Annotated in this window: 14 protein-coding genes; 9 read left to right on the top strand and 5 right to left on the bottom strand. The window is 70.2% G+C overall.

The annotated features are described in order from the left end of the window. Positions 1–89 precede the first annotated feature (89 nt). Positions 90–1,100, top strand: coding sequence for a WD40 repeat domain-containing protein (locus ACFYO0_RS25105; RefSeq protein WP_388679942.1), 1,011 nt, complete (start codon positions 90–92; stop codon positions 1,098–1,100). 38 nt (positions 1,101–1,138) lie between these two features. Here ACFYO0_RS25105 and ACFYO0_RS25100 read toward each other — a convergent pair whose 3' ends face one another. Together ACFYO0_RS25100 and ACFYO0_RS25095 are read right to left on the bottom strand one after the other, a co-directional pair. After that, positions 1,139–1,543: a PPOX class F420-dependent oxidoreductase gene (locus ACFYO0_RS25100; protein ID WP_388679938.1), complete on the bottom strand. Its 405-nt coding sequence runs from the start codon at positions 1,541–1,543 to the stop codon at positions 1,139–1,141. A gap of 31 nt (positions 1,544–1,574) precedes the next feature. Beyond that, the gene (locus ACFYO0_RS25095; RefSeq protein ID WP_388679936.1) at positions 1,575–2,351 is read right to left on the bottom strand and encodes a TetR/AcrR family transcriptional regulator; all 777 of its coding nucleotides are present in this window, start codon (positions 2,349–2,351) and stop codon (positions 1,575–1,577) included. Positions 2,352–2,479: 128 nt separating this feature from the next. Between ACFYO0_RS25095 and ACFYO0_RS25090 the strand changes: the two genes are divergently transcribed. Next, the gene (locus tag ACFYO0_RS25090; protein ID WP_388679933.1) at positions 2,480–3,484 is read left to right on the top strand and encodes an ATP-binding cassette domain-containing protein; all 1,005 of its coding nucleotides are present in this window, start codon (positions 2,480–2,482) and stop codon (positions 3,482–3,484) included. Beyond that, positions 3,481–4,305: an ABC transporter permease gene (locus tag ACFYO0_RS25085; RefSeq protein ID WP_388679930.1), complete on the top strand. Its 825-nt coding sequence runs from the start codon at positions 3,481–3,483 to the stop codon at positions 4,303–4,305. The genes ACFYO0_RS25090 and ACFYO0_RS25085 overlap by 4 nt, the downstream gene beginning before the upstream one ends. Before the next feature lie 113 nt (positions 4,306–4,418). On the opposite strand, the gene serC is transcribed toward ACFYO0_RS25085, so the two are convergent. Then, positions 4,419–5,537, bottom strand: coding sequence for a phosphoserine transaminase (gene serC, locus ACFYO0_RS25080; protein WP_388679928.1), 1,119 nt, complete (start codon positions 5,535–5,537; stop codon positions 4,419–4,421). 324 nt (positions 5,538–5,861) lie between these two features. Between serC and ACFYO0_RS25075 the strand changes: the two genes are divergently transcribed. From ACFYO0_RS25075 to ACFYO0_RS25055, 5 genes are all read left to right on the top strand, one after another. Further along, complete coding sequence (locus tag ACFYO0_RS25075; protein ID WP_388679925.1) at positions 5,862–7,682, top strand: ATP-binding protein; 1,821 nt, start codon at positions 5,862–5,864, stop codon at positions 7,680–7,682. Further along, on the top strand, positions 7,679–8,095 hold the full coding sequence (locus ACFYO0_RS25070; RefSeq protein ID WP_388679923.1) for a roadblock/LC7 domain-containing protein: 417 nt from the start codon (positions 7,679–7,681) through the stop codon (positions 8,093–8,095). The genes ACFYO0_RS25075 and ACFYO0_RS25070 overlap by 4 nt, the downstream gene beginning before the upstream one ends. Next, positions 8,092–8,448, top strand: a complete 357-nt coding sequence (locus ACFYO0_RS25065) for a DUF742 domain-containing protein (RefSeq protein ID WP_388679920.1) — start codon at positions 8,092–8,094, stop codon at positions 8,446–8,448. Before ACFYO0_RS25070 ends, ACFYO0_RS25065 begins: the two co-directional genes overlap by 4 nt. A gap of 10 nt (positions 8,449–8,458) precedes the next feature. Then, positions 8,459–9,733 carry a cytochrome P450 gene (locus ACFYO0_RS25060; RefSeq protein ID WP_388680375.1) on the top strand — a complete coding sequence of 425 codons (1,275 nt, stop codon included), beginning with the start codon at positions 8,459–8,461 and terminating at the stop codon, positions 9,731–9,733. A 67-nt stretch (positions 9,734–9,800) separates the two neighbouring features. Continuing rightward, positions 9,801–11,036, top strand: coding sequence for a cytochrome P450 (locus ACFYO0_RS25055; RefSeq protein ID WP_388679917.1), 1,236 nt, complete (start codon positions 9,801–9,803; stop codon positions 11,034–11,036). A 37-nt stretch (positions 11,037–11,073) separates the two neighbouring features. Here ACFYO0_RS25055 and ACFYO0_RS25050 read toward each other — a convergent pair whose 3' ends face one another. Together ACFYO0_RS25050 and ACFYO0_RS25045 are read right to left on the bottom strand one after the other, a co-directional pair. After that, positions 11,074–11,379, bottom strand: coding sequence for a hypothetical protein (locus ACFYO0_RS25050; RefSeq protein ID WP_388679914.1), 306 nt, complete (start codon positions 11,377–11,379; stop codon positions 11,074–11,076). Next, positions 11,379–11,684 carry a hypothetical protein gene (locus ACFYO0_RS25045; protein WP_388679912.1) on the bottom strand — a complete coding sequence of 102 codons (306 nt, stop codon included), beginning with the start codon at positions 11,682–11,684 and terminating at the stop codon, positions 11,379–11,381. The genes ACFYO0_RS25050 and ACFYO0_RS25045 overlap by 1 nt, the downstream gene beginning before the upstream one ends. A gap of 161 nt (positions 11,685–11,845) precedes the next feature. On the opposite strand from ACFYO0_RS25045, the gene ACFYO0_RS25040 reads away from it, so the two are divergent. After that, positions 11,846–12,106, top strand: coding sequence for a GntR family transcriptional regulator (locus ACFYO0_RS25040; RefSeq protein ID WP_388679910.1), 261 nt, complete (start codon positions 11,846–11,848; stop codon positions 12,104–12,106). Positions 12,107–12,180 lie beyond the last annotated feature (74 nt).

Here is a 12,180-nt window from a genome sequence, read left to right as displayed (position 1 = left end):
CCCTGCCGGATCTTTGATCAAAGCGCGATCCGCGGTGTGAAGATGAACACCCTGCGTGAACGCGCGGCGGGGATGGCACGCTTGGGGGCATGCGCCGTTCGCTGTCGTTCCTCGCCTTAGCTCTGCTCTTCCTCGTGCTCGGCGCGCCCGTCGCCGCCGTCGCCGCCGTCGCCGCCGTCGCCGCCGACGGCGACGACGGTTCGGACGGGTTCACGATCAAGGACCCGGGGATCACCGAGTCCAGCGGCCTCGCCGCCTCCCACCGGCACAAGGGCATCTACTGGACCCACAACGACCAGGACGAGGGCGCCTACCTCTACGCCATCGACAGCAAGACCGGCGACACCGTCGCGACGATCACCATGACCGGCGTGGGAACCCCGCGCGACATCGAGGCCATCTCCATCGGCCCGGACAACGAGATCTACGTCGGCGACATCGGCGACAACGACGGTGTGGAGTGGTCCTATGTGTGGGTCTATCGCCTGCCCGAGCCCAAGCAGCTCAAAGACCAGACGATCCGGGCCACGCAGTACGTGGTGAAGTACTCCGACGGCCCCCGCGACGCCGAGTCGCTCGTCGTGCACCCCAAGACCGGGCGCGTTTACATCATCGACAAGCACGAGGACGGCGGGCACCTGTACGACGGTCCGGCGCAGCTCTCCGCCTCCGGCACGAACGTCTTCAAGCCCATCGCCCCCATCGACCTGTGGACCACCGACGCCGCTTTCTCCCCGGACGGCCGACAGCTCGCCGTACGCGGCTACTTCGGCGGGATCGCGTACGAGTGGAACGACGGGAAGCCGAAGCGACAGGGCAGGCTGAGCGTGCCGCTCCAGGGGCAGGGCGAGTCGGTGACGTACACCCCGGACGGGTCCACGCTGCTGTACGGGACCGAGGGGGAGGAGAGCCCTGTCGAGCCCGGCAGCGTCCCCGGCGCGGAGGGCGGCAAGTCCCCCTCGGAGGACGGGAGTTCGGCCGCCGACGGGGAGGGTGCCGGTGACGGGCCGAACGACAACCTCAAGATGGCCGCCATCGCTCTCGCCGCCGGGCTCGTCGTCGTCTACGGGCTCAAGCGGCTGCTGAGGCGAGGGTCCTGACCGGCTGACCGGTGCCGCGAGGCAGCCGGGCGCGCGCCTCACTTCCCCATCGGCCGCACCTCGTAGTGCAACGTCGGCGTCCGCATCACCTTGTGGGCGACCGGCACGAGGACGCCCTGCAGGAACGGGTGCTTGCGGCGCAGCAGCTGCGCCGCGTGCCTGTCCTCCTCGCTGCCGTGCTCCAGCAGCCGGGTCCGGGCGTGGATCTGTGGCCCGACGGGGGCGCCGCGCGGGGTGGCGGGGGCGAGCTCCACCTCCTGGTTGTTGCGCAGCCGCTTGACCTTCGACGCCTTGCCGGGCGTGCGGAAGTACGCGTGGTCGCCGTCCACGACGAGATTCACGGGAGTGCCCACGCCTGTGCCGTCCTTCTTGTGGGTGGTCAGCAGGGCGGCCCACTGCCTGGCGAAGGGGATGAGCTCGGGGCGCGTGACGGGAATGCTCATGTCTCCATAGATGCACCGACCGCCCTGTTTGTCACCCTTTGCTGTGCCGGGCTTCGCTGCGCCGGGCGACGAGCGATTCCAGCCCGTCCAGGAGCCGCTGCAGCCCGAACTCGAAGTGGTCGAATTCGGTGCCGAAGGCGTCCTCGCTGAGCGAGGCGAGGACGGGGTAGCGGCCACTGGTCATGGCTTTCTCCAGGGCCGGGGCCTGGGCCTCCCAGAACTCCGTGTCCGTCAGACCCGACTTCCGCTCCGCCTCCTTCTGGTACAGCTGCGTGCGGGCGGCCCCGATGACGTACCCGTCGATCATGATGATCGCCGAGACCAGCTCAGGGTCGGTCAGGCCCATGGGCTTGATGCGGGCGAGCACCATCTCCATGCCGTCGAGGGCGCCGGGGCCGAGCACCGGACGGGTCTGGTTCACCTGGAGCAGCCAGGGATGGCGGCGATAGAGGGCGAGGGTCTCGCGGCCCAGGGTCTCCAGGGTCGCGCGCCAGTCGTCGCCGAGCGCGGCCTCGTCCCCGGACGGGCGCTGAACGCGGTCCAGCATCAGGTCGAGCAGTTCGCCCTTGCCGGGGACGTAGCGGTACAGGGACATCGTGCCGGTGCCGAGCTCCGTGGAGAGCCGGCGCATCGACACCGCTTCCAGGCCCTCCGCGTCCGCGATCCGGATGGCCGCTTCCACGATCAGGTCGAGTGTCAGTCCCGGTTTCGGGCCGCGACTGGGGCGTTTGCCCGTGTCCCACAGGAGGTGGAGGGTGCGGACGATGTCTCCGCTGCCACTGGTTTCCGGACCCGACGTGCTCGCCATGTGCATCAGGATAATCCCTTGGACCAGAAACTGGGTACGGTGTACCCTCAAAAGGGTACGGTGTACTCAGTTTGGGTTGCCGCAGGGATTTCAGGGTTCAGGCGTTCTGGTTCACGGGAGGGGTGCACATGAGCGGTTACGCGGTCCGGGCCGAGGGGCTCGAGAAGAGGTACGGGGAGAAGCGGGCCCTCGACGGCTTCGACCTGGCGGTGCGGGAGGGAACCGTCCACGGACTGCTCGGGCCGAACGGCGCGGGCAAGACCACCGCCGTCCGCATCCTGTCGACGCTCATCAGGCTCGACGGCGGGCAGGCGCAGGTGGCCGGGCTGGACGTGGCACGGCAGCCGCGGGACGTACGGGCACGGATCGGCCTCACCGGCCAGTACGCGGCTGTGGACGAGGTGCTGTCGGGGCGGCAGAACCTGGAGATGTTCGGCCGGCTGTTCCACCTGGGCGGACGCGGGGCGCGCCTGCGGGCCGGTGAGCTTCTGGAACAGTTCGACCTGGTCGACGCGGCCGACAAGGGAGTCGGCAAGTACAGCGGCGGCATGCGGCGCCGCCTGGACCTCGCCGCCTCGATGATCCTCACCCCGACCGTGCTGTTCCTGGACGAGCCGACCACCGGGCTCGATCCTCGTGGCCGGGGTGAAGTCTGGGATTCCGTACGGGCGTTGGTGGCGGGCGGCACGACCGTCCTGCTGACCACCCAGTATCTGGACGAGGCCGACAAGCTCGCCTCGCACATCACCGTGATCGACCAGGGGCGGGCCATCGCCGACGACACCCCGGAGGGGCTGAAGAACACGGTGGGCGGCGACCGTATCGAGGTCGTCCTCGCCGACCGCGCCGACATCCCGCGGACCGTGAAGGTCATCGCCAAGGTCTCCGACGCCGAACCGGAGACGGACGAGACCGAGCTGAAGGTGCACGCGCCGGTGACCGACCGGGTGCTCGCCCTCACCGAGGTGGCGCGCACGCTTCAGGACGAGGGCGTCCCGGTGGAGGACATCGGGCTGCGCAGGCCGAGCCTCGACGACGTGTTCCTGAGCCTGACGGGACACCGCACGGACGTTTCCCAGAACCTCAAGGACCCCAAGGACTCCAAGGACTCCAAGGAAAGGGCGGCGGCATGAGCGCGCTCGACCTGACGACCGGACAGAGCGGCCACGGTCGTGCCTACTGGGCCCTCGCCGACTGCTGGAACATCGTGCGCCGCGGCCTCACCCACTACCAGCGCCAACCGATCAACATCGCCTGGCAGTTGGGCTTCCCGATCCTCTCCGTCCTCCTCTACGGGTACGTCTTCGGCAGCGCGATGCAGGTCCCCGGAGGCGGGGACTACAAGGACTTCCTGATGCCGGGCATGTTCGTGATGACGATGGCCTTCGGCTTCATCAACACCGCGACGGTCGTCGTGTACGACTCCACCAACGGCGTCATCGACCGTTTCCGCTCCATGCCCATGGCGCCGTCCGCGGTCGTCGCCGGGCGCGGTGTCACCGATCTGGTCGTGGCCTGCGCGGAGCTGACGATCCTGATGCTCACCGCGATCGCCATGGGCTGGCGCCCGGACGGCGGTCTCGACTTCCTGCTCGCCTTCGGACTCCTGCTGTGGCTGCGCCTCTCGCTGATCTGGCTCGGCGTATGGCTCGGGCTCCTGGTCCCCAACCCGGAGGCTGCGGGCGGCCTGTTCGCGGTCGCCTTCCCGCTGACCATGATCTCCAGCATCTTCGTCGCCCCCCAGCTGATGCCGGACTGGCTGGGCTTCGTAGCGGCCTGGAACCCGATCTCGTCGACGGCCGCGGCCACGCGCGAGCTGTTCGGCACCCCGGTCGGCAGCGGCGACTCGTGGGTCGAGCAGCACGCGCTGCTGATGTCGGGGGTATGGCCGGTGATCCTGACGGCGATCTTCCTGCCGCTGGCGGTACGCAGGTTCCAGAAGCTGAGCAGGTGATTTCTGCGGTACGCAATGGGGGCGCCCGGCACTAGAAAGTGCCGGGCGCCCCCATCTGCGTACGAGATCGATATCTGCGTACCCGAGTACGAACCAGATACGAATCTGAGTGGTCAGAGCCGCTCGATGACGTAGTCGACGCACTTCGTGAGGGCCTCGATGTCCGCCGGGTCGATCGCCGGGAACATCGCGACGCGGAGCTGGTTGCGGCCGAGCTTGCGGTACGGCTCGGTGTCGACGATGCCGTTGGCGCGCAAGACCTTGGCCACGGCGGCGGCGTCGACCTCGTCCGAGAAGTCGATCGTGCCGATGACCTGGGAGCGCTTGGCCGGGTCGGTGACGAAGGGGTTCGCGTACTTGAGGTCCTCGGCCCAGCCGTAGAGGGTGCGGGCGGAGGTGGCGGTGCGGCGGACCGACCAGTCCAGGCCGCCCTGGCCGTTGAGCCACTCCAACTGGTCGTTGAGGAGGAAGAGGGTGGCGAGGGCCGGGGTGTTGTACGTCTGGTTCTTGCGGGAGTTGTCGATCGCCGTCGGGAGCGAGAAGAACTCCGGGACGTGGCGGCCGGACGCGTGAATTCGCTCGGCGCGCTCGATGGCGGCCGGGGAGAAGATGCCGATCCACAGGCCGCCGTCGGCGGCGAAGGACTTCTGCGGGGCGAAGTAGTAGACGTCCGTCTCCGCGATGTCGACGGGGAGGCCGCCGGCGCCGCTCGTCGCGTCCACGACGACGAGGGAGCCCTCGTCGGCACCGTCGACCCGCTTGACGGGGGCCGCGACGCCGGTGGAGGTCTCGTTGTGGGTGAACGCGTAGACGTCCACGCCCGCCTCGGCCTCAGGGTCCGGGTGCGTGCCCGGGTCGCTCGCGATGACGGTCGGCTCGGCCAGCCAAGGGGCGAGCTTGGCTGCCTTCGCGAACTTCGACGAGAACTCGCCGAAGCTCAGGTGCTGCGACTTGTTCTCGATCAGCCCGTGGGTCGCGACGTCCCAGAACGCGGTGGAGCCGCCGTTGCCGAGGATGACCTCGTACCCCTCGGGGAGGGAGAAGAGGTCGCGTACGCCTTCGCGGACCTTGCCGACCAGGTTCTTGACCGGGGCCTGGCGGTGGGACGTACCCATGAGAGACGTACCGGTGGCGGCCAGCGCGTCCAGCGCCTCCGTCCGCACCTTGGAGGGGCCCGAGCCGAATCGTCCGTCGGCGGGCTTGATGTCAGCGGGAATCTGGATCTCAGCCACGTGGGGAGCCTATCCGCTCCCGGAAACCTGGGCGAAACGTCGTCCGTCGGGTGAGACGGGTGAACCCCGACGCGAGACGAACGCGCCGGGGTTTGAACAAAGGCCCGGACAGGGGCAGACAAGGTCAGTAGCGCGTGGGGAACAGTTGCGGCGACCGGTCGCCCGGCCGGGGGAGCGAGGGCCTCGAACCACCCTCCCGTTCGTGCCCGAGTTGTGAAGGCGACTCCCGAACCTTCCCAGTACGATCACGAACTCTCATATAGTGACCGCCAGTTGAGCACCAGGTGTCGCATCCCGCCCAGGACACGACCGAGGACACGATTCATGACCGCGCCCATCCCTCCAGCGCGCCCCAGCCGAGATCGGCCGTCCCTCGCGCACCCCAGAGGCGAACGTCCCAGCCTGCGTGCCGTCGCGCCCGCGCCGCTGATCACCGCCGTACCGGCCGCGCTCGCCGTCGCCGGAGCGGTCGTCGCGGCCCCCGAGTCGTTCCGCGTGCCTCTGGCGTGCGGTGCGGCCGCCGCCGCCCTGCTGTTATGCGCGGCCGTCGCCTTCGCGAGCCACGCCACGCAGAAGGCGCGCCTGTTACGCAGCCGCCTCGAAGCCGTCACCGACGACGCGGGGCGGCTGCTTCAGGAACGGGCGCGTATCGCCGAGGAGTCCACCCGCGAACAGGCCCGGCTCACCGAGGAGTTCGAGCGTGAACGCGTACACGAGGCCGATCAGTTCACCCAGGAGAAGACGCGCCTGAGTGGCGAACTCGCCCAGGAGCGTGCCCGCCTCGGCGCGGAGAACGCCCGTCTGGCCCAGGAGTTGCGCCGGACCAGGACCGAGGGCGGCGCCGCGGTCTCGGCCGCCGCCAACGCGGCCGGGCGGATGCAGGCCCTGGCCACGAGCATGCTCGCCGATCTGCGGGCCATGGAGGAGAAGCACTCCGACGAGGACGTACTCACCGACCTCCTCCACCTCGACCACCGCACCGCCCAGGTGGGCCGTCTCGCCGACTCCGTCGCCGTCCTCGCGGGCGCGCGTTCGGGGCGCCGCTGGGCGCGGCCCATCGTCATGGAGTCGATCCTGCGCGGCGCGATGGGCCGGATCGGCGGCTACCAGCGCGTCCGCCTCCACTCGGCCAGCGAGGCCGCGGTCGCCGGGCACGCCGCCGAAGGCGTGATGCACGCGCTCGCCGAACTCCTCGACAACGCCGCGAACTTCTCGCCGCCCACCGCCGAAGTGCACGTCTACGTAGAGGAAGTGCCGGCCGGCGTCATCGTCTCCGTCGAGGACGCGGGCCTGGTCATGGGCGACGTACAGCTGCGCCGCGCCGAACGCGCCGTCGCCGGTGAGCACGCCCGGCTCGGCGGTCTCACCGGCACCCGTCTCGGCCTCGCTGTCGTCGGCCGCCTCGCCCGCAAGTACGGGCTGAAGATCTCCTTCCGCCCCTCCGCGCGCGGCGGCACGGGCGTCCTCGTCCTCATCCCCCAGGACATCCTCGCGGGTCCTGGCGCCGCCGAGCCCGCACCCGCCCTGCCGCGGACCAAGCCCGAGGGCCAGATCCAGGCCCAGGCCCGGCCCCCAAAGGCATACGGCTTCACCGGACCCGCCGCCCCGGAATCCGCGCCCGCCTCGCCGCGGACCACACCAGGGCTCCCGGTCCCGGTCCCGGCCCACACCCCGGAGTCGTACGCCGCTGCCCGCGCCCTCCCCGACCTGGACCCGGAGCCCGTCCCCACCCACGAGTCCCCGGACCGCACCGGCGAGAGCGAGACCAGGAACAACAGCGACACCACCAGCGGCCTCCCCAAGCGCCGCCGAGGCCGCACCCTCGCCGAAGCCCAAGCCCAAGCCGAAGCCGAAGCCGCAGCCGCAGCCGAAGCCGCAGCCGCAGCCGAGGCTGACGCCGAACGCGCCCGCCCCGCAGCAGCGACCCCCTCACCTCGCCTCACCCACGCCGAGAACGCCCGCATCCGCGCCGCCCGCTTCGGCACCTTCCGCCAGGCCGTACGGGGCACGGCGGCGAACGAGGCCGCACGAGCCGATGCCGCCGATCACGTCGTACGAGACACCACGCCCGTCACCGAGCCGACCGCGACCCCCCAAGCCCCCGCGCACGCGACCCCCCACCTGGAAGGCGACCCCACCCCATGACCGGCACCACCGCGACCGTGACCGCCGACGAGAAGCTCAGCTGGCTCATCGAGGGCCTGCTGGAACGCACTTCGGGCGCCCGGCACGCGCTCGTGCTCTCCCGCGACGGGCTGAAGCTGTGCCGTACGGGAGGGCTCACCGCGGATCAGGCCGACCAACTCGCCGCGATCGCCGCCGGGATCCAGTCGCTGACCCACGGTGCGTCCATGGAGTTCGGGGACGGCAGCGGGGGCATCCGGTCGGCCATGGCCGAGTTCTACGGCGGGGTGCTGTTCATCGTCGAGGCGGGCTCGGGCGTACACCTCGCCGTGGTCACCGACGAGGAGGCGGACGCCGCAGTCGTCGGGCACAACATGAGCGAGTTCGTGGAACAGCTCGGCGGACACCTGAGCGCGCTGCCACGTACGTCATGAGCCGCCCGGGCAGGGACGACGCGCCCGACCGGCTCTACACCCTTACCGGAGGGCGCAGCCGGTCCGCGCTCGACACCCCGTTCGACCTGGTCACGCTGATCGTCGCCGAGTGCGACCCGGCGCCGGGCATGCAGTCCGAGCACGCGGCGATCCTGCGGCTGTGCGAGCGGCCGACCGCGGTCGTGGAGCTCGCCGCCGAGCTGCGGCTACCGCTGAGCATCACCCGGATCCTGCTCTCCGACCTCCTCGCCGCGGGCCGCGTCCGCGCCCGACATCCGCGCCGGGGTGATGCGGGCGGCGCCCCCGATCCCGACGTACTGGAGCAGGTGCTAGTTGGACTCCGAAACCTCTGAAACCTCACGAATCGCCCCCGGTCCCTCCGGAACGTCTGGAACCTCTGGAGCCTCTGGAACTTCTGCGACGGAACCCGTCGCCCTCGGCGGGCACCGGCTCCAGGCCGAACCCGCCGCGCTGTACCGGGAGTTGCGGCGCGAGCACGGCGCCGTGGCGCCGGTGCTGCTCGACGGTGACGTACCGGCGTGGCTCGTTCTCGGCTATCGCGAGCTGCACCAGGTCACCGGTGATCCCGTGCTGTTCAGCCGGGACTCCGACCTGTGGAGCCAGTGGCCGCGCATCCCCGACGACTGGCCGCTGCTGCCGATGATCGGCCGTAAGCAGCCGTCGATCCTCTACACCGTCGGCGAGCGGCACCCCGACCGCGCCGCGATGATCAGCGACGCGCTCGAAGCCGTCGACGCCTTCCAACTGCGGGGCCACGCCGAGAAGTTCGCCGACGAGCTGATCGACGCGATCTGCGCCAAGGGCGAGACGGACATCGTCGCGGACTACGCGATGCTGCTGCCCGTGCGCGTACTGGCGACCCTGTACGGGTTCGCCGAAGAGCAGGGGCCCGGCCTGGTCACCGCCCTCAACGACATGATCAACGGGCGCGAGAACGCCCTCGCGGGGCAGCGGCATCTCGCCACGTCCATGGCGCGACTGGTCACGGACCGGGCAGCACGGCCCGCGGACGACGTGGTGAGCCGCATGCTGGCCGACGGCTCGGGCTTCACGTACGAGGAGATCACGCAGGACCTGATGGTGCTGATGGCCGCGGGCCATCAGCCGACGGCGGACTGGATCGGCAACTCGTTGCGGTTGATGCTGACGGACGAGCGCTTCGCGGCCTCGCTGTTCGGCGGCAGGCACAGTGTCGCCGAGGCCATGAACGAGGTGCTGTGGGAGGACACGCCCACGCAGAACGTGGCCGGCCGCTGGGCCTCCCGCGACACCCAGCTCGGCGGTCGCCGCATCAGCGCGGGCGATCTGCTGCTGCTCGGCCTCCAAGCCGCCAACAGCGACCCGCAGGTACGCGTCGACGGCTCCGCCCTCACGGGTGGCAACAGCGCGCACTTCTCCTTCGGCCACGGCGAGCACCGCTGCCCGTTCCCGGCCCGGGAGGTCGCGGAGGTCATCGCGCGTACGGGCATCGAGGTGATCCTCGACCGGCTGCCCGACCTCGACCTGGCCGTACCGGCCGACTCGCTCACGCGCCGCCCGTCGCCGTGGCTGCGGGGCCTGACGGAACTGCCGGTGAGATTCACGCCGAGGCACGCACTGGGCTGCAACACGCTCTGACCGTCACAGCCACTGCAAGCGCCGTACGAACCGACCGCCGTACGACCGACCTTGGGGGCCTCTGCCCATGACCACCGAGACGAGCCCGACCCGTATCGCTCTCGATCCCTTCGTCAGCGACCTGGACGGCGAGAGTGCCCGGTTACGTGCCGCGGGGCCGCTTGCCGCCGTGGAGTTGCCGGGGGGCATTCCGGTGTGGGCGGTCACGCATCACGCCGAGGCCAGGCAACTCCTCACAGATCCACGGCTGGTGAAGGACATCAATGTCTGGGGTGCATGGCGGCGCGGCGAGATCCCGCCGGACTGGCCGCTGATCGGGCTGGCGAACCCGGGCCGTTCGATGCTCACCGTGGACGGTGCGGAGCATCGCCGGATGCGTTCGCTCGTGGCGCAGGCGCTCACGCCGCGGCGCGTGGAGCGGATGCGGGAGCGGATCACCAAGCTGACGACCGATCTCCTCGACGCGCTTCCCCAAGGCGCCGGCGCCCCCGAAGTCGTCGACCTGAAGGCGGCGTTCGCGTACCCGCTTCCCATGTATGTCATCGCGGATCTCATGGGCATGGACGACTCCCAACTCCCCCGCCTCAAGCAGCTGTTCGAGAAGTTCTTCTCGACCCAGACGCCGCCGGAGGAGGTCATCGCCACGCTGACCGAGCTGGCGGGGATCATGGCGGCCACGGTCGCGACGAAGCGCTCCGCTCCCGGCGACGATCTGACCAGTGCGCTGATCCTCGCCTCCGAGGACGGTGACCGTCTGACCGACGAGGAGATCGTCTCGACGCTGCAGTTGATGGTGGCGGCCGGTCACGAGACGACGATCTCGCTCATCGTCAACGCGGTTGTGAACCTGTCCACGCATCCCGAGCAGCGCGACCTGGTACTGGCCGGGTTGGCCGACTGGTCGTCGGTGATCGAGGAGACGCTGCGCTGGTCGACCCCCACGTCTCACGTCCTGATTCGTTTCGCGACTCAGGACGTCCCGGTCGGCGACAAGGTCCTCCCGGCGGGCGACGCCCTGATCGTCTCGTACGCCGCGATCGGCCGCGACGAGAAGGCCCACGGGCCTTCGGCCGGTGACTTCGACATCACGCGCGTCCCGGAGAACCGCCACATCTCCTTCGGTCACGGCCCGCACGTCTGCCCCGGCGCGGCGCTGTCCCGCCTGGAGGCGGCGATCGCGCTGCCCGCGCTGTACGAACGCTTCCCGGAGCTCGACCTGGCGGTCCCGGCGACGGAACTCCGCAACAAGCCGGTGGTGACGCAGAACGATTTGTTCGAGCTGCCGGTGCGGTTGGGGGGCTGAGGGGGCTCGCCCAGTGGGTGCGCCCCTGCCGCCGCGCTCAGTTCAAGTGGTTCAACCGTCGGCCGCGGCTTTCGGCGACCCGGAGTGCGTCGCGGAGGGCCTCGGTCAGCCGCTCGGCGAGGAATCGGAGGTCGCCCGGCGGGGTGTCCGGGAGCATGGCGTGGGCGTGGGCAAGGAGTTGTGTGCCCATGCCGAGCTGGATGGACTCCGTGACGTCGGCCAGGCGGGACACGGGTCCGCCGCACTCGTCGGTGAGCAGGTAGCAGGGCTTGCCCCCGGCACCGGCCCAGGGCAGCAGGCGCCCCTCGCGCGCCAGCTGTGGCTGCGGTGACTCCTGTCCCATCAGGCGACCTCCACCCCGTGGATCCAGTACGGGCCGGGCGCGTCCAACCCCAGGGTGGCCAGGGCGAGTTCGCGACGTCGCCATCGCTGTTCGTGGGCGATCACGTACGGGCGTACGGGCCTGGTCGCGGTGGCGTCGAGCGGGGTGTCCAGCCCGTACGGGCTTCGGTGGGCCGGTAGCTGCACGGCCTGTGGCTGCGGCAGGACAGTGGTGGGTGCGGGGTGGGGCGGGCGTACGCGGTGCGCTCCGCGTGGAATGAATAGGAGACTCACCCAGGCGGTGATGCGGCGGATAAGGTCGGTCATGTCGTCAGCTCCGATTCAGCTGGTGGCCGCGCCCCGGACGGCTTGCTCCCGTCGCGGGGGTTTCTTCATGGCCTCACCGTACTCGAGGCAGTCTAGGCATGCTAGGTGTTCTACGTATTCCCTGTATCGCGTAGAAGCCTAGGCATGCGCATGCTGGAGCGGTGATCGAATTTGTTCCCGACATCCCCCGCTGGCGCCAGGTGGCCGAGGTGGTGCGCGGCCGGATCGCCGACGGCACCTATCCGCCGCGCACGCGTGTCCCGTCCGTTGTCCAGCTCACCGCGGAGTTCGGGATCGCCAACGCGACCGCGCACAAGGTTCTCAGCGCGCTGCGCGAGGAAGGGCTGACGTATACGGAGCCGGGCCTAGGCTCCTTCGTCGCCGAGCCGCCCTCGAAGCCCTCCGAAGGGGCCGGGAAGTAGGGCGCTGGGTCGGCGTACAAGACCGCCTCTCAAGGGATTGGAAGGTTTGGGGCGCCGAGGGGATCTGGCGGCTG

It is taken from the genome of Streptomyces sp. NPDC006365, from assembly GCF_042870755.1.
GTDB classification, from domain to species: Bacteria; Actinomycetota; Actinomycetes; order Streptomycetales; family Streptomycetaceae; genus Streptomyces; species Streptomyces xiangluensis.
This window is presented reverse-complemented; position numbering and strand designations above follow the sequence as displayed.